This window comes from Bacteroides sp. (genome assembly GCA_036351255.1).
In the GTDB taxonomy this organism is placed as follows: domain Bacteria; phylum Bacteroidota; class Bacteroidia; order Bacteroidales; family UBA7960; genus UBA7960.
The window spans coordinates 24,122-40,401 of sequence record JAZBOS010000059.1; the positions used below are offsets into that span (position 1 = coordinate 24,122).

The 16,280-nt window shown below is 45.8% G+C and carries 16 protein-coding genes; 7 read left to right on the forward strand and 9 right to left on the reverse strand.

Annotation, left to right across the window (positions count from 1 at the left end):
- Positions 1-2: 2 nt before the first annotated feature.
- The 3 genes from V2I46_05800 to V2I46_05810 form a co-directional block, all read right to left on the reverse strand.
- Positions 3-1,187 carry a glycosyltransferase gene (locus V2I46_05800; GenBank protein MEE4177006.1) on the reverse strand — a complete coding sequence of 395 codons (1,185 nt, stop codon included), beginning with the start codon at positions 1,185-1,187 and terminating at the stop codon, positions 3-5.
- Positions 1,188-1,261: 74 nt separating this feature from the next.
- Positions 1,262-2,473 (reverse strand): glycosyltransferase, encoded by a 1,212-nt coding sequence (locus V2I46_05805; protein ID MEE4177007.1) that lies wholly within the window; start codon positions 2,471-2,473, stop codon positions 1,262-1,264.
- Between the two features lie 16 nt (positions 2,474-2,489).
- Positions 2,490-3,932, reverse strand: coding sequence for an LptF/LptG family permease (locus V2I46_05810; GenBank protein MEE4177008.1), 1,443 nt, complete (start codon positions 3,930-3,932; stop codon positions 2,490-2,492).
- 191 nt (positions 3,933-4,123) lie between these two features.
- Here V2I46_05810 and V2I46_05815 point away from each other — a divergent pair, with 191 nt between their 5' ends.
- Positions 4,124-5,212 carry an alpha/beta hydrolase gene (locus V2I46_05815; protein ID MEE4177009.1) on the forward strand — a complete coding sequence of 363 codons (1,089 nt, stop codon included), beginning with the start codon at positions 4,124-4,126 and terminating at the stop codon, positions 5,210-5,212.
- 27 nt (positions 5,213-5,239) lie between these two features.
- On the opposite strand, the gene V2I46_05820 is transcribed toward V2I46_05815, so the two are convergent.
- The 4 genes from V2I46_05820 to V2I46_05835 all read right to left on the reverse strand — a co-directional run bounded on the left by V2I46_05820 (position 5,240) and on the right by V2I46_05835 (position 8,590).
- Positions 5,240-5,548, reverse strand: coding sequence for a hypothetical protein (locus V2I46_05820; GenBank protein ID MEE4177010.1), 309 nt, complete (start codon positions 5,546-5,548; stop codon positions 5,240-5,242).
- Positions 5,549-5,690: 142 nt separating this feature from the next.
- Entirely contained in the window at positions 5,691-6,338 is a 648-nt protein-coding gene (locus V2I46_05825) for a response regulator transcription factor (protein ID MEE4177011.1), read from the reverse strand.
- A gap of 141 nt (positions 6,339-6,479) precedes the next feature.
- On the reverse strand, positions 6,480-7,238 hold the full coding sequence (locus V2I46_05830; protein ID MEE4177012.1) for an SDR family oxidoreductase: 759 nt from the start codon (positions 7,236-7,238) through the stop codon (positions 6,480-6,482).
- A 23-nt stretch (positions 7,239-7,261) separates the two neighbouring features.
- Positions 7,262-8,590 carry a hypothetical protein gene (locus tag V2I46_05835; protein MEE4177013.1) on the reverse strand — a complete coding sequence of 443 codons (1,329 nt, stop codon included), beginning with the start codon at positions 8,588-8,590 and terminating at the stop codon, positions 7,262-7,264.
- Between the two features lie 92 nt (positions 8,591-8,682).
- On the opposite strand from V2I46_05835, the gene purL reads away from it, so the two are divergent.
- A complete protein-coding gene (gene purL, locus V2I46_05840) occupies positions 8,683-10,920 on the forward strand; it encodes a phosphoribosylformylglycinamidine synthase subunit PurL (GenBank protein MEE4177014.1) in 2,238 nt (745 codons plus the stop codon).
- A 77-nt stretch (positions 10,921-10,997) separates the two neighbouring features.
- Here purL and V2I46_05845 read toward each other — a convergent pair whose 3' ends face one another.
- A complete protein-coding gene (locus V2I46_05845) occupies positions 10,998-11,945 on the reverse strand; it encodes an alpha/beta fold hydrolase (protein ID MEE4177015.1) in 948 nt (315 codons plus the stop codon).
- Positions 11,946-12,221: 276 nt separating this feature from the next.
- On the opposite strand from V2I46_05845, the gene V2I46_05850 reads away from it, so the two are divergent.
- A complete protein-coding gene (locus tag V2I46_05850; protein MEE4177016.1) occupies positions 12,222-12,584 on the forward strand; it encodes a YbaN family protein in 363 nt (120 codons plus the stop codon).
- A 454-nt stretch (positions 12,585-13,038) separates the two neighbouring features.
- Here the strand turns inward: V2I46_05850 and V2I46_05855 are convergent, their stop codons facing one another.
- Positions 13,039-13,536 (reverse strand): FKBP-type peptidyl-prolyl cis-trans isomerase, encoded by a 498-nt coding sequence (locus V2I46_05855; GenBank protein ID MEE4177017.1) that lies wholly within the window; start codon positions 13,534-13,536, stop codon positions 13,039-13,041.
- A 268-nt stretch (positions 13,537-13,804) separates the two neighbouring features.
- On the opposite strand from V2I46_05855, the gene rpmG reads away from it, so the two are divergent.
- From rpmG to rimO, 4 genes are all read left to right on the forward strand, one after another.
- Positions 13,805-13,993 carry a 50S ribosomal protein L33 gene (gene rpmG, locus V2I46_05860; GenBank protein ID MEE4177018.1) on the forward strand — a complete coding sequence of 63 codons (189 nt, stop codon included), beginning with the start codon at positions 13,805-13,807 and terminating at the stop codon, positions 13,991-13,993.
- Between the two features lie 10 nt (positions 13,994-14,003).
- Positions 14,004-14,159, forward strand: coding sequence for a DUF4295 domain-containing protein (locus V2I46_05865; protein MEE4177019.1), 156 nt, complete (start codon positions 14,004-14,006; stop codon positions 14,157-14,159).
- 198 nt (positions 14,160-14,357) lie between these two features.
- Positions 14,358-15,308, forward strand: a complete 951-nt coding sequence (gene ftsY, locus V2I46_05870) for a signal recognition particle-docking protein FtsY (protein ID MEE4177020.1) — start codon at positions 14,358-14,360, stop codon at positions 15,306-15,308.
- 12 nt (positions 15,309-15,320) lie between these two features.
- Positions 15,321-16,280 (forward strand): 30S ribosomal protein S12 methylthiotransferase RimO (rimO, locus tag V2I46_05875; GenBank protein ID MEE4177021.1); only part of this gene is annotated, 960 nt, incomplete at its 3' end.

Genomic DNA, 16,280 nt, shown 5'->3' on the forward strand with positions numbered 1-16,280 from the left:
GATTAGTTTCCGGATGCGCCCGGTGTTGTTATGATTTTTTCAAGCCGTTGGCAAATAATACTCCACTGGAATTGCTCAATAATGAATTTTAATCCGTTGGATGACAGTTTGTTAGAAAAATTAGAATCGTTTAGCAAAGATAGTATTTGTTGGGCATAATGCGAAGGATTATTTCCGATTAGGAGTTCTATTCCTGGTTTTGCCCACAGGGCCTGATTTGCCAAAGGGGAAGTAACCACAGGCAATTTCATGGCCATGGCTTCCAGTACTTTGTTTTGTAATCCGGTACCGATCTGCATTGGAGCAACAAAAACTTTTGCCCGTGCATACCAAAGCCTGATGTCATCTACCCAACCTGTCACCAAAACTTTGTTTGAGGCTAAGGCTCTAACCTTAGTGCTGGGGTTTGCCCCCGCAATAATAACTTTTGCATCGGGTTTCTCTGCCCAAACAAGGGGCATGATCTCATGGACCAGATATTCCGCACCGTTGATATTGGGCGGGTAGCCCATGTTACCGCTAAAGATCACGTCGTGGTCTTTCACAGCTTCAACCGGATGAAAAAAATCAGTATCCACCCCATTGGGAATGACATGGATTTTATCCCGCTCAGGATGGGGAATCAGATCGCGGTCGGGATAGGAAATGATGGTCTTATTGTCAAAGACATCATATACCTCACGCTCGTAATTTTTCACCCTTGAGAATTCTGACTTTAGAATGATTTTCATGTACCAGGGAGCAAATTGAAGTCTGCGATCGAGGCCTTTAGAAAAGACATCCTGGTAATCAATAGTTTTGTCAATGGCCTGGTCTTTTAAATATTCAGCCGTCCGGATCAATTGACAATAAATAAAATCTGGCTGTGTTTTTTCAATATATTGATTTATTTGCTTTTGGATTTTTTTACTGTAAAAGTAAGCAACCTGGAAAGGCCTCCTGCTGAAAAAATTAGCGGCAAGGCGGGCGGCAACAGCCATTTTTCCAAAACGAAAAACGCGTAATTCCTTGACAAAGGGAAGCAGTTTTTGCTCAGCCTGAGGGTGTATTGGCTGATCGCTGAGAGCACAAAGAAAAAGGTCGTGATACTTGGCCAGTTCACGAATCTGGTAATAGGCGCGAAGTTTGTCGCCCTTCTCAAGGGGGTAGGGCACCCTGGATAATAAAATAAAGATCCGCTTCCTCAAACCTGGATTTTTAACGATTCATTGACTCTTTGCCTGTAAAACTCATATTCTGAGACCCAAGACAAATGTATTTATTAATACCCTTTATTTTCAACTAACTCCTCGTAAAACTTAATGAGACCAGGCATTACCGAATCTGCGCTGAAGTTTTTCTCTACAAAAAGCATTGCTGCCTCCCCAAGTTGGTTAGCAAACTCAGGTTCTTGCTGGCACTGAATAATGAGCCTGGCCATTTCCCTGGGTTCATCGGCCAATAATATGTGTTTTCTGTCTTCGCACCCAATGCCTTCTGCACCGATGCGGGTGGAAATAATGGTCTTGCCAGCAGCCATTCCCTCAATGATCTTTACCCGCATTCCGCCTCCGGAGAGCAAGGGCACAACCATGATTTGCTTATCGGACATGAATTCAACGGCAGATGGTACTTCACCTGCTACCACAACATTGTTTGAGGCATACCTGAAGTAACGGGGAGGAAGTCTTTTTCCTGCAAGGAAAAATTTCATCCCGGGGACTTCTTTAATCACCAGCGGCCACACTTCTTCGAGAAACCATTCGATCCCCTCCTGGTTGGGCCTCCAATCCATGGATCCGAGGTGAAATACTGTTCCGGTTTTTATTTCTGGTTTTTCATCTTGAAAGAGAAGCCTCGGCATGGTGACGGGAACCACCAGGGCAGGTTTACTAAATCCATTATTTTGAAAAAAGGAAAGGTCAACCGGAGAAATGGCAACGAGGGCATCCACCTGGCGAATAGCCTGCATTTCATAACGCTTCAAACGAGAAGCAAGCAGTTTGAGATACCATTTTTTTAATGGATTGCGGGCAACTTTGGCCATACGCTCCCAGATAAAATGTTCGATATTATGAGAACGGTAAACCAGTTTTGCACCGGAGTATTTCCTTATTACAGGGATGTATGGGGTAAGGTACAAACCTTCCAGCTGGATAATATCAAAGGTTTCGTTTTGCAGGGTTTTTTCAAGCCTTCGCTCCATGGCTTTGCTGTAAAAGCGGGCCACGTTGTATGATTCCCTTGTAAAAAGGTTCAGGAAAGCCTGAATTGGTTTTATACGCGTATCAATGGTTTGGGCCTCAAATTCCGTCTTTTCACGGTAGTCATGGGGAATGTTTTCGGGGCAAACCTGGCATCCTTTCAGGTTTAAAGCAATCACCTTGACTTGAAAACCTGCCTTCCACAAACCTTTGGTAATCTGGTGCATAGCAATAGAACCTCCGTCGGCAGGAGGGAATGGGACCTTATGGCAGAGTTGTAATACACGCATAAATTCCTTGGGATTTTTATGAAGGCGCTTCTGTTTTTCGAAAAACACCGAAAAATTTCTCAAATCGCTTCAAATAACTATCGACATCGAATAATGAGGAGTCTGTTGAAGCCTTGACTGTAAGGATGATTCCAACCGGTAGAAGGACCAGTGGGGCAATCCACATGCCCTGGTGTGCAGCCAGAACCCCTTCGCGTGCAAATTTCTCACCGGTAATGGAAAGGACGTGAAAGACAACGAAAAACAAAACCGATATCACTACCGGAAGCCCGAATCCACCCTTCCGGATTATAGCACCCAAAGGGGCCCCAATCAGAAAGAGCACAACACAGGCGAAGGATAAAGTAAATTTTCGATGGAATTCAATCTGATAACGCGCAAGCGTTCTTCCACGCTGCCGGAATTCATCGTGTGAGAAAAAGGCATGGTCTTTGTTACTTCTTACAAGGGATAAAGCACGGTCAATGACCAGTTGGACGGAACTGGGTGAACCCGATTTCATGATATCAATGGGCACGATCTGTTCTATCGGCATGTTTTGCATCTTTTCGGGATCCGCAAGTGAGAAATAGGCCAGGCGCTTGTAATAGTCATTGATATAGCTTTCTTTTCGCGCATTAAGTTCCCTTGAGAGGGAATCCTCGAAAAAGACCAACTGGTCGAGTGTCAGCATTTGGAAGTTACTTTTGAATAGTTCCTCATCGGTTCGGTTGAGGTCAAAAGCACTTAAGTCAAAACGCATGACCTGTTCGCTGAAATGGGTTCTTTGAAAAGGCTTGGAGGGATCGCGCGGATTTTGTTGCCTGATATCCTGGTAATTTGTTCCATTGAAAAGGGTGAAAACCAGGGTACGTTTGTCAGGTGTTAATAACATGGTGCCCCAATCGGCAACCGTCAGGTTTACATTCCCCCTTTTGTCTGTATGATCATATATTTTTATATCGCGCAGGGTAGTCCCATCCGACTCCTTATCCTCTACTTTAATTACATAATTCTCAATGCCCTTATAATAAACTCCTTCGATGATGTTAAAGGCAGGTCTTTGCTGCCTGACATCATAAAGGAGCGAATACATTTTCAAATTGGCAACGGGCAACACATTGTTGGAAAAGTAAAAAGCAACAGCAACCAGGACCATTGAGATGACCACCATGGGCCACAGGATTTTACGAAGGGAAATACCCGCTGATTTAAACCCCACCAGTTCGTAGTGTTCACCCATACTCCCCATGGTCATGATGGAAGAAAGCAGAACGGCAAGGGGAAGGGCCATGGGAACAAAAGTCGCCGAGGCATAAAAGAGCAATTCAGCAATTACATACCATTCAAGCCCCTTCCCAACCAAGTCATCAATGTATTTCCAGACAAACTGCATCAGGATGATAAACAGGGCAATGAAGAATGTCACAATAAAAGGCCCCAGGTAGGAGGTTAATACCAGCTTATGCAGTTTCTTCATGGATGTTCTTTACAATAACGATAGGGCCCTCAAAGGTGGGGAATTTCTGCAAATATACAAAATACCGTCTTTGGCGTTCATGATAACCATTGGGTCTGGGAAACAAAATTTGATCAAACTTGAACGAAAAATCAAACTTATGTAATTTTGTTTTCACAGTGGAAAAAGATTTTCAGAGAAGATATTGTAAGATGATCTATATCAAAAACCTTACCAGGTTTTTGTTTTTTCTCCTGATCTTATTGCAGGTTACTGCCTGCACGACCTATCGATACCGGAGGTTGCCGAATAAGGAGATTCAGCAATTTGAGATGGTCAGAATAGGAGGGGTGAAACAGGCCATTAGCATCCGGGGAGATAACCGCCAGAATCCGGTACTTGTTTACCTGCACGGGGGGCCAGGTTATCCTTTATTCCCATTTGAACCCCAGCAGGAATCGATGTTAAGGCTGGAAGGTCATTTCACTTTGGTTTATTGGGAGCAGCGAGGAACAGGAAAATCTTTCAGCCAGCACATTCCTCGCAAGTCCATGAACATTGAACAGTTTGTTGATGATACCCGGGAGGTAGTGGAATATGCCAGAAAAGTGACCGGAGCAGAGAAAGTTTTACTCTGGGGACATTCCTGGGGAAGCAATGTAGGGGCCCTGTTTGCCTCCCGGTACCCCGAACTTTTACATGCATATATTTCTACAGGACAGAGTGTCAGCCCCTTTGAGAACGAACAACTGGCCTATGAGTTTGTTTTGGAAAAAGCCAGGGAGGAAGGCAACCAACGAGCTTTAAGGCAATTGGCCAGGATTGATACCCTGGAGGCAAATTATTCGCTGAAGCATGCCCTGACGGTTAGAAGATGGGTTTTCAAATACGGTGGTATTGTAAAGAAGGGAAGCGATCGCCCCTATGTTGATATCAATGAGATCGGGCAGATTCTGAGTGCACCTGAATACAGCATCACAGACCGTATTAACCTAATCCGGTTTCCTTATTTTTCAGCTGAGGAATTGTGGGAAGACCTGAAGGCGTTTGATTTGCGTGAGGCTGCTCCTCGTATTGATGTGCCGGTATTTTTTCTGGTGGGGAAATATGATAGAATTGTTTCTGCTCAATTGGCACGGGAGTATTTTGAAATGCTGGAGGCCCCGCAAGGAAAGCATTTGATTCTTTTTGAACACTCGGCCCACAGGCCCTTTGATGAAGAAAGGGAAATCTTTTTGGAAGTTCTGAAAGGGAAGATATTAACGGACGTTTTTGGGGATCAGGCCGGTATCCCGGAATAAAAAAACCGGGCTATTGGCCCGGCTTTTTCAAATGGTTGCCACCTTTTTAATTTTCTCGATGACGGAGTCTTGTTCATCTTTCAAGTCCATTTCAACCAACTTAATGTCAGGAAATGTTTTTTTCATTTCCTCTTTTAGTTCCGCGGGGTATTTCTGGCTGAAAATGGGTCCCAGCAGAACGATCTCCGTTGTCTTGGTTTCCAAGAGCTGGTATAATGCATTAAAGCCATTGGCTTTTCCTGATACGGCGATTTCGGGCCGGCCGTTCAGCATTGCTGAAATGCCGTTGAGCATTATGTCGCTGCTTTCTGCAATAATGATACTGATCTCCTTCATTGATCCATAACGTTAGTGGTGCTAAATTACATCAAAGGAAGGCAGCGTATAACCGTATTTTTACGCAATTTTTCGGAATAAAACGCCCGAAACAAAATCATTTGTTTCGGGCGCAAAACAATAAAAAATAAAAAAGCTAAGATCAGATCTCAATGATCTTATTCTTAATAGCAAACTTGATTAGTTCAACCGAGTTCTTCATGTTGGTTTTTTGAAGAATATGGTTCTTGTGCGATTCAATGGTACGCACACTCAGGAAAAGTTTATCAGCAATTTCGCTGTTGTTGTACCCTTCAGCAAAAAGTTGAAGGACCTCCAGTTCACGGCGGGTAAGCTCGGGGAAGGGGCTGCTGGTTTTTTTCTTCTTATTGGAATAATTCCTGACAATCTCATCCGAGATTTTGGTGTGGAAATAATTTTTACCGGCGTTCAATGCCGTGATGGCTTCCACAAGTTCTTCTGATGCCACATCCTTAGGCACATACCCATCAGCTCCGGCATCAATTGCATCGGAGATGTTATCGTAATCGGCATGCATGGACAGGATGAGAACTTTGATGTTGGGATATTTTTTCTTGATAATTTCAGTGGTTTCAATACCTGACATTTCCGGCATGCTGATGTCAAGCAGGATTACGTCCGGCACTTCTTTTTCAAGCAGTGCAATGGCTTCTTTACCACTATGCCCGACACCCGTTACCGAAAGGTTTTCAGCACTTTCAAGAAAAAGGCCAATACAATCAGTTACCAGTTTATGATCGTCGACTAAGGCAACTTTGATTTTTCCCATATTATTCCCCTTGGTTATGGCAGGATTTTCGGGCCCATGATGACCCGATTTCTTGCCAACACAAAATAACAACAAGTTTGCGAAATTTGCAAAAAAATATTAAAAATACGGTTAAACAAGTGATACAATCGTTTATTGGTATTATTCCTTGTGGATAATGGCCGCGGAGGCCTGCGCCGCTGGCATGATCAAAAGATCATTGATGTTGACATGCCCGGGCAGGGTGGTGACATAAGCAACCACTTCTGCCACATCTTCACCGCTCAGCGGTTTGAACCCTTTATAAACATTCTTTGCGCGTTCATCATCCCCGTGAAATCTGACTTTTGAGAACTCAGTCTCCACGGCGCCGGGGCTGATCTGGGTGACTTTGATGCCATGGCTGACCAAATCAATGCGCATTCCCTGGCTCAGGGCATCCACGGCGTGTTTGGTCGAGCAATAAACATTGCCTTTTGGGTAAACCTCGCGGCCGGCAATCGATCCAATGTTTATGATGTGACCCTTTTTGCGCATTTTCATGCCCGGAGAAACTGCACGCGTGACAAATAACAGACCTTTAATGTTGGTATCGATCATTTGTTCCCAATCTTCCAGACTTCCTTCCTCAATGGGATCAAATCCAAGGGCCAGCCCCGCATTATTAACCAGGATATCAATTTCTTTCCAATCGTCAGGAAGGCCATCAATGGCTGCTCTTACTGCTTTATTGTCACGCACATCAAAGTTAAGGAGAAGGACGGGAACATGCCAGGTATCCTCAATTTCACTTTTCAGATTTTCCAAACGGTTAACCCGACGTCCGGTAATGATCAGCTTGTTTCCCATGGCGGCAAAACGCATTGCACAAGCTTTTCCAATGCCACTGGTTGCACCGGTAATCATGGTAGTTTTTGTCATGGTTTTCTGGTATTATCGATGAATTATTTTTTTTGAAAGATTTTTCTTTTTGAGGTAAAGAATCTCGAATTCGTTTTCTCCCGGGGAAGAAGGCTGATAAAGGCCACCCACAAAAAGGGGAGGGCCGGGATCTTAAACCTGACCAGGGTGCCATATACCTGCGTAGTAATTCCAATGAATATAAACAGCAAAAGGGTGAACCAAATCCCAAACCATTCCAAGCGATCAAGTCTTTTTTTCCGAAATCCATAGAATCCTGTCAGCCCCAGAATGGCCAGGATGCCCAGATTTTCAACCGCTGCTGACAGGATGATGGGGTTGGCGCTGTCGAGCAAATGAGGCCGGAACAGAACATTAAACAGGGCCCTGGGGATATAAGAAATAATGCTGGTCAGATTGGGGTCAAGGTAAACTTCCTCTATCAAGCTGCCAGCCTTTACGTAAACAGAAAAACGCATAAAGAAATTCTGCCGTTTGGCCAGGATTGTAAAGGGATCAAACTGGGGGAATAACCATCCCAACATTAAAACCACGATTGCAGCACTGAGGATGACCATAGGGAAAATACTCCCAACGGAGGGCCGTTTTACTTTACCTGCCAGATAGAAGGCAGCAAGGCAGGGGATCAGGAGCAAAAGCACATAGACCTTGAGTAAAAGAAACAGGAATACCAAAGCGGCATAAACCAGATAATGATAGCTTTTCAGTCGTTCCTTAGAAAAGATCCGGTCGGAAAAATAAATAAAAAAGCCCATGACCGGGATCAACAGGATTTCTTTGATCAGCCCCGAACCCCAAAAGATCATAGAGGGAAAAAGAAACACCCCATATTTTAACAACTTAACTTTATTCTCTGCCAGGTGCCTAAGGGTAAATTTATATATGGCTACCAGTCCCGCCAGGGAAACAAAGTTGGCAATCACGGAGTTCACATGGATTTTCCCGAAAGACAACAGGTTAAGCAGGGCATTGTATCGAATCATCAGGCGGTTGTCGTTATAGACGGGATAGAGTTCAGGGTCCCACCAGTATGGCATTTTATCATAATATCCCTGGAGATGGGGAGCATCGGCGCCTATCCCGGTCAGCATCCGCAAATAATCAATGGGATTTTTGAGTAATGCCCCTGAGAGTACCCTCCCCTCATTGAAATAACGATAGACATCAGCCGTCCTGGGCTCGTAATAATGCGTATATATAAAAATGAAAACCGTGCCCGCCGCTACTTTGATCAGGAAAATGGCGATCAGGGTTTTGGTGGGAAGCCCTGGAATTTCCCTAAAGAAAGGCAGGTGTTTTATTGCAAGCACCATAAAATAAATCCACAGGATGGCGTACAGGGCTTCTATCATAGTGCTCAAAGATAATTGTTAATTGGGAAAGAAATGTTTCCACCGCATGGCTTTGTTGTTTAATTTTGCCAAAAAATAAATCCCCGTTTTCTATGGAGTCAACCACCCACGATTTCCCCGCCGGACTAGATACAGCAAAACAACTGGGACTTTTGCCTGAGGAGTATGATAAGGTCTGCGAATTTTTAGGCCGTGAGCCGAATTTCACCGAATTGAGTGTTTATTCTGTTATGTGGTCGGAACATTGTTCCTACAAAAACTCTATAAAATGGCTAAAGACTTTACCCCGCAAGGGGCCTCACTTGCTGGTCGAGGCAGGGGATGAAAATGCAGGTCTTGTTGATCTTGGTTCCGGTATGGCCTGTGCCTTTAAGATCGAATCGCACAACCATCCTTCGGCACTCGAACCTTATCAGGGGGCAGCAACAGGTGTGGGAGGTATTAACCGTGATATCTTTACCATGGGCGCCCGCCCTATTGCCCAGTTAAATTCACTGCGCTTTGGCAATCCAAAACTCGAGCGGACCAAATGGCTGCTCAAGGGCGTGGTGAAGGGCATTGGCGATTACGGCAATGCCTTTGGGGTTCCAGTGGTTGGGGGCGAGGTAGCCTTCGACGATTGCTATAATACCAATCCCCTGGTCAATGCAATGTCGGTGGGGATTGTAAAAACAGGAAATACCATTTCTGCTATTTCCTATGGTGCAGGCAACCCGGTATTTATTGTGGGCTCATCCACCGGTAAGGACGGCATTCACGGTGCTACCTTTGCCTCAGAGGACATCACCGAAGCCTCTGCCGACAAGATCCCTGCCGTGCAGGTAGGCGACCCTTTCCAGGAAAAATTATTGCTTGAAGCTTCCCTGGAGGTGATCAAGACGGGCGCTGTGGTGGGCATGCAAGATATGGGCGCAGCCGGAATTACCTGTTCCACCAGCGAAATGTCGGCCAAGGGCAAGCACGGGATGATCATACACCTCGACAAGGTCCCGATGCGGCAAAAAAACATGCATCCCTTTGAAATCCTGCTGAGCGAATCACAGGAAAGGATGCTTTTGGTGGTTCATAAGGGACGCGAAGAAGAAGTTAAGGCTGTTTTTGAAAAATGGGATCTTAACTGTGTCCAGATCGGTGAGGTGATAGAAGGGGATATTCTGAAATATTATATGGACGGCGAACTGGTCGCTGAAGTGCCGGCCGACTCCCTGGTATTGGGGGGAGGGGCTCCCGTCTATGATCGTGAATATAAAGAACCAGCCTGGTTTAAGGAAAAGGATAAATTTAACATTGATCAGATAAAGCAACCCAAAAACCTGAAGCAAGTCGCCCATTTCCTGTTGGGGTCACACAACATTGCCTCCAAAAAATGGATTATCGATCAATACGATACCATGGTAGGCACCAAGAATATGAGTACCAACCTTCCGGCTGATGCAGGGATAGTAAACCTGAAGGGTACCGACAAGGCGCTGGCATTGACCGTTGACTGCAATGCCCGCTATGTGCAAGCCGACCCTGAAAAAGGTTGCTCCATAGCTGTGGCTGAAGCGGCCCGCAACATTGTATGCAGCGGGGGAATTCCCTCTGCCATTACCAACTGCCTGAACTTTGGAAATCCTTATAACCCCGAAGTCTATTGGCAGTTTGTGGGGGCCATTAAAGGGATGAGTAAGTCCTGCACTAAATTTGAAACCCCGGTAACAGGGGGAAACGTGAGTTTCTATAACCAGGTTACCATTGATGGCAAAACTGACCCCGTTTTTCCGACGCCAACCATTGGAATGATGGGCGTGGTGGAAGACAAACAGCACGTGACTGGTCTGGGCTTTAAGCAGGAGGGTGACCTGGTTTATTTGCTTGGTGAGCCGCGCAACGACATTAATTGTTCTGAATACCTCTACGGATATCATAAAGTAAAGCTTTCCCCCGCACCCTATTTTGACCTGGATGAAGAATACAACCTCCAGCAAGGGCTGAAAGCGCTCATTCGTGAGGGCCTTATTGAATCTGCCCATGATGTGGCGGATGGCGGATTGTTTGTGACGCTTTTTGAATCGTCAAAGGTCAACAAGCTGGGTTTTTCAATTGAAACAGATCCTGCCTTCAGGAAAGATGCCTTTCTTTTTGGGGAGAGCCAAAGCAGGGTTGTGGTTTCCATTCAGCCTGAAAATGAAGGAGAGTTTGCGGCTCTGCTTGCTCAAAAAGGGGTAGAGTTTTCTCTTTTGGGCGAAGTGACCGGAAATCAGGCAGTCGTCGACGGCGAATCCTATGGCACGATCGAAGAGCTTGATAAGCTTTTTGAAAGTGTGATTCCCGCTATGATGTCTTAAAGACAGTAAGTTGGTGCTTCTTCCTGGTTTTTCGTTATTTCACTTTTCATGAAAGCGGATTCCTATCCCTTTTTTACCTACCTCGTGTGTAAATGCTCATTCAGCCAATCGAGCAGATAAAGGAAGACCTTTTCTTTTTCCGTTTCGTGGAACATTTCATGCCTCCCGTGAAAGACCTTGACCTTCAGGTTTTGAAAACGTTGCAGGTAAAATTCACGGTGAATTTTCATGGCATCCTTGCCAAAATTCCCAACGGGATCATCCTGCCCGCCCATAATTAGCAGGGGCAGGGTCTTGCGATATTTCAGGTTATGATGGGCCTTTTTCATCTCAGCAATTCCCTTGGCCAGGTTATCGAAGAAGGCTACTGAACAGTCAAAGCCGCAATAGGGGTCCCTGACATATTCATCCACTTCTTCGCGGCTGGAGGATATCCACTCAAAGGGTGTTAGCTGAGGCTTGAAATGACGATTGAAGGTGTTGAAAAAGAACTTATTGAACCATTTGCTCACTTTGGTGGGACCATAGATGAGCCCCTGTATTTTGACAAATAGACCAAGTGCTTTGAGCTTACCATTAGGCATTTCAAAAGTGCCAGAAAGAATCAGCCCCTGGATGTACACCGGGTAAACGGCAATGAAATGGCGGGCAAGGATTGAACCCATGCTGTGCCCCAAAAGGAATACCGGAACCTCGGGCTGGTTTTTCTTGATATGGGTATACAGGGTTCTGGTGTTCTCAAGCATGATCTCCCAGCCGCGGCTTTTCGGGATATAACCCAGGCGGTCAAGGCTTCCCGCTGTCTGGCCATGCCCTGGGTGGTCATTGATGAAAACGCCGTATCCGTTTTCCGCCAGGAACATACCCAGTTCGTGATACCGCCCGTGGTGTTCAGCCATGCCATGCATGATCTGTAAAATGCCTTTAGGCTTTCCTGTTGAAGGCAGGTAGCTCTTGACAAAGAATCTTTCCTGAGAAGTGCTGGTAAGAAAAACAGACTGTTCCTTAATGATTTGTGCTTCCATTCGGTACGTTTTATTGAAATCCCGGCTGAACACCTTTATCTGGGAAATATTGTATTTTTGCCATCCGTTATCCCATCCTTTAAAAGGCTGAAGACCGGATTGGATTCCCCAAAATTATCAAACTTATGGTTTGGTTTTGACGAAGTGGAGAAATATTGAAATTAGTTAATTAAGGATGCAAACCTTTTAGGATGCATTTAACCTTTGACTGGATTGAATAAACGGGAAAAACCACATTTTGGAAAGCCACTTTCACCCTGGCAAAGGCGTTTACTCATTGCCGGTGGGATTGTCTCGCTGGCACTGGGCTTATTGGGCATCCCCCTGCCTTTGCTGCCCACAACGCCCTTTCTGCTTTTGTCCGCCTGGTTCTTTGCCCGCAGTTCAGAACGTTTCTATCAATGGCTCCTCAATCATCGTTACTTCGGCAAAAACATCCGGAACTACCGGAATAAAGGAGGGGTTAGCCTGGGTGTGAAGATCTGGGCTATTGCCCTTTTGTGGACAACAATCCTGTTTTCAGTCATCTGTGTGGTCAGCCAGTGGTGGGTGAGGGGCATCCTGTTGGTTATCGCCATCGGGGTTACCATCCATATTGGGTTGCTTAAAACTATACGGTCAGGCCAGCATGAAGATTGAGGGCTAAATCCTGTGCTCCCCGCCAATATTTATTTCCTTTTCCTTTTAAGATATTAAATTTCATTTTTTGTGAAAGCCATACCTGGCCTTATGACTGGGCAAATTCTCCCCCTTTCCTTGAATCCTGCATAAGCCTGAAAGCCATCCTGCCCCCCTTCAGGGTAAGCTCAGAACCATAGTTCAGACGTAGTTAACACGTAGTTAACACGTAGTTCAGACGTAGTTTAACCGTTTTTACACGTCTAAACTACGTCTAAGATACGTGTGATGTACGTTTTATCTATGAATCTGAAACAATTCAAAGGAAGCCCATTTCCAGGCATGGAATGTTTGAATTTCTAACTTGAAGGCTTGAAGGGTGGCGGGAAAGCCGATTGTTTTGGCCTTCCAGTAAAAAAAGAGACCGTCTCGAGTTTTGAAACGGCCTCTTGATTATTATTTTAGGCGTTTGTGCTTAATGGCCTTCATGGCCGGTATGCACATGCCCGTGGGATATTTCTTCCGGAGTGGCATCACGCGATTCCAGCACCTCGCCCTTAAAATGAAGGTCTATGCCTGCAAGAGGGTGGTTGAAATCCATCTTAACAGTTTCTTCTCCTACTTCAACAACTTTTCCGTTCAGCGGATTTCCTTCCTGGTCGCGCATGGGCACCATATTGCCTATTTCAAGCATATCGGTGGCCAGTTCACCGTCAATAACAAATACACTTTTGGGAAGATCTACTACGGCTTCCTGGCTTTTCGGGCCATAGGCATTGTCCGAGGGAATGGTGAATTCAAAGGGGTCACCCTGGCCAAGATGTGCTACCTGGTTTTCAAATTCAGGGATCAGGTTGCCCGTGCCAAATAAAAACTGAGCAGGACTTGCCTTTTCCGCAGTTTCAATGATTTCTCCCTGGGCGTTGCCAGAGCGTAATTCGTAGGTCAATGAAATAACTTTTGCTTGAGCCATAAAATTTTTTGTTTCTGTTAAAAAATCAATGGGATGACAGCCCTTCCGGGCAGGCCATCCCTTCCTGTAAATGTTCTGCGAAGATAATCAAAATGTTACAAAATAAATGAATGAAAATGCCTAATTTTGAATTCTTAAACGCTCAAAACCTTAAAACTGGCTGATGCCGGGAAATAATCCTGAATTTTTATTTGTTTTTTCTTTGGGAATGTTTGGGAATATTTTGTAATTTTGCGCTCCTGAAAATTTAAAAAAGGAATTTATCATCATGGCAAAGAAATCGAAAGAAGCGCGGGTGCAGGTTATCATGGAATGCACTGAGCACAAAGACAGCGGCTTGCCGGGTACTTCCAGGTATATTACCACCAAGAACAAGAAGAACACCCCCGAGCGCCTTGAGCTCAAAAAATATAACCCCATTTTACGGAAAATGACCGTTCACAGAGAAATTAAATAATCTTTGAATTATGGCAAAGAAAGTTGTTGCAACACTTAAGACCGATACTGGTAAAGGTTTCGCCAAAGTTATCAGGATGAACAAATCCGATAAAACAGGTGCCTATACCTTCAGCGAAGATATTATTGCTTCTGATAAGGTGAAAGATTTTTTCAGCAAGAAATAATCATCTTTCCCTGAAAATATTATGGATCAGACCTGTCCTATTCTGAAAGGGCAGGTCTGATTTTGTTTTCAGAATTTTCCCATCTGAGGACTGTTCTGAGTTTCCCAATGCCTTTATTTCCCTTCTGACCCTTAAACAAAAGAGGCCTTAGCCTTCTGTTAAATTCATTAACTTTGCGTGGATTAATTACGAAAGACCATGGGGCTGTTTGATATCTTTTCACGGAATAAACAAGAAACACTCGAGAAGGGCTTAAGTAAGACCCGTGAGAGCTTCTTTGGCAAGCTTTCGAAGGCCGTGGCCGGCAAATCGAAGGTCGATGCCGAAGTACTTGACGAACTGGAAGAAATCCTGATCAGTTCCGATGTGGGGGTGTCTACCACCATTCGTATCATCGAGCGCATTGAAGAACGGGTGGCACGCGATAAATTCCTGGGCACCGACGAACTCAACCTTATCCTCAAGGAGGAAGTGGTGGGACTGCTGGCCGAAAACCACGCCACCGATTTCGAGAACCTTTTGGACGACAAGCAGCAAAGGCCCTATGTCATTATGGTCGTAGGTGTGAACGGCGTAGGGAAAACCACGACCATCGGTAAACTTGCTCACAAATTCAAGGGCGCCGGCCATAAGGTTGTGTTGGGCGCCAGCGATACCTTCAGGGCCGCTGCAGTTGATCAGCTAACCATATGGTCAAAACGTGTGGATGTGCCCATCGTCAGCCAGGGAATGGGGGCAGACCCCGCAAGCGTGGCCTTCGAAACCCTGCAATATGCCGTGAAGAACCAGATGGACGTTGTGATCATTGATACCGCTGGCCGCCTGCACAACAAGGTGAACCTGATGAACGAACTCTCCAAGATAAAGCGGGTGATGCAAAAGGTGATTCCTGATGCACCCCACGAGATCCTGCTCATTCTCGATGGTTCCACAGGTCAGAATGCCTTCGAACAAGCTAAGCAGTTTACGGCTGCCACCGAAGTCAACGCCCTGGCCATTACCAAGCTCGATGGCACTGCCAAGGGAGGCGTGGTCATTGGGGTCAGCGACCAGTTCCAGGTGCCCGTGAAGTATATCGGGGTAGGCGAAACGGTGGAAGACCTTCAGCTCTTCGACCGCAAGGCTTTTGTTGAGTCCATCTTTCAGTAAAAACTGAACCCTTTGTCTAGAAAGAAATCATTGAACGTCATCACCCTGGGTTGTTCTAAAAACCTGGTGGATTCTGAACGAATCCTCGGACAGCTGCCCGCAGGGAAATATAAGCTTTCGCACGATGCTTCAGGACCTGCCGATATTGTAATTATCAACACCTGCGGCTTTATCAAGGACGCCAAGGAAGAAAGCATCGACACCATCCTCGAATATGTGGAAGCCAAGAAACAGGGACTGGTGGAAAAAGTCTTGGTAACAGGCTGTCTTTCGCAGCGTTACAAGGAAGCTTTGGAGAAAGAGGTCCCCGAGGTGGATGCCTGGTTTGGTGCCCGCGAGCCCGATGACTTGTTTGAATACCTTGCCTATCCTTATGCTACCCATAGCGGGAAGCGTTATCTGACCACACCATCCCATTTTGCCTATCTGAAGATTGCAGAAGGCTGCGACCGCACCTGCTCTTTCTGTGCCATCCCGATGATCCGTGGGGCCTTCCGCTCGCGCACCATTGAAAGCCTGGTGGAAGAAGCCCGGACTCTTGCCCAAAAAGGGGTGAAGGAACTGCTGCTGGTGGCCCAGGATCTGAGCTATTATGGCTATGACCTGGATCGCAAACCCTTGCTGGCGCCCTTGCTCAGAGAACTCTCCAAAGTGGAAGGCATCGAATGGATCAGGCTGCATTATGCCTATCCCCAGAAATTCCCCGAAGAGGTGATTCCCATCATCGCTAATGACCCCAAGGTTTGCCGATACCTGGACATTCCTTTACAGCACATCAATGACGACATCCTGAAGGCCATGCGCCGGGGTCACGACAGGCAGGGAACCCTGCAACTGCTCGAGAAGTTTCGCAAGCAAATCCCGGGAGTGGCGCTAAGAACCACCTTATTGGTAGGATTTCCCGGAGAAACGCGCAGGGAATTCCAGGAGTTGCTCGATTTCGTCAAGCTGGCACGCTTTGAACGCCTTGGC

What these genes read in the sequence shown, in the direction of transcription:
- V2I46_05805 (MEE4177007.1), bottom strand. Translation starts at nt 2,473, where the DNA reads ATGCGTGTATTACAACTCTGCCATAAGGTCCCATTCCCTCCTGCCGAC.
- V2I46_05865 (MEE4177019.1), top strand. Translation starts at nt 14,004, where the DNA reads ATGGCAAAGAAAGTTGTTGCAACACTTAAGACCGATACTGGTAAAGGT.
- V2I46_05810 (MEE4177008.1), bottom strand. Translation starts at nt 3,932, where the DNA reads ATGAAGAAACTGCATAAGCTGGTATTAACCTCCTACCTGGGGCCTTTT.
- V2I46_05845 (MEE4177015.1), bottom strand. Translation starts at nt 11,945, where the DNA reads ATGGAAGCACAAATCATTAAGGAACAGTCTGTTTTTCTTACCAGCACT.
- V2I46_05820 (MEE4177010.1), bottom strand. Translation starts at nt 5,548, where the DNA reads ATGAAGGAGATCAGTATCATTATTGCAGAAAGCAGCGACATAATGCTC.
- ftsY (MEE4177020.1), top strand. Translation starts at nt 14,358, where the DNA reads ATGGGGCTGTTTGATATCTTTTCACGGAATAAACAAGAAACACTCGAG.
- V2I46_05825 (MEE4177011.1), bottom strand. Translation starts at nt 6,338, where the DNA reads ATGGGAAAAATCAAAGTTGCCTTAGTCGACGATCATAAACTGGTAACT.
- rpmG (MEE4177018.1), top strand. Translation starts at nt 13,805, where the DNA reads ATGGCAAAGAAATCGAAAGAAGCGCGGGTGCAGGTTATCATGGAATGC.
- V2I46_05815 (MEE4177009.1), top strand. Translation starts at nt 4,124, where the DNA reads ATGATCTATATCAAAAACCTTACCAGGTTTTTGTTTTTTCTCCTGATC.
- purL (MEE4177014.1), top strand. Translation starts at nt 8,683, where the DNA reads ATGGAGTCAACCACCCACGATTTCCCCGCCGGACTAGATACAGCAAAA.
- V2I46_05830 (MEE4177012.1), bottom strand. Translation starts at nt 7,238, where the DNA reads ATGACAAAAACTACCATGATTACCGGTGCAACCAGTGGCATTGGAAAA.
- V2I46_05835 (MEE4177013.1), bottom strand. Translation starts at nt 8,590, where the DNA reads ATGATAGAAGCCCTGTACGCCATCCTGTGGATTTATTTTATGGTGCTT.
- V2I46_05855 (MEE4177017.1), bottom strand. Translation starts at nt 13,536, where the DNA reads ATGGCTCAAGCAAAAGTTATTTCATTGACCTACGAATTACGCTCTGGC.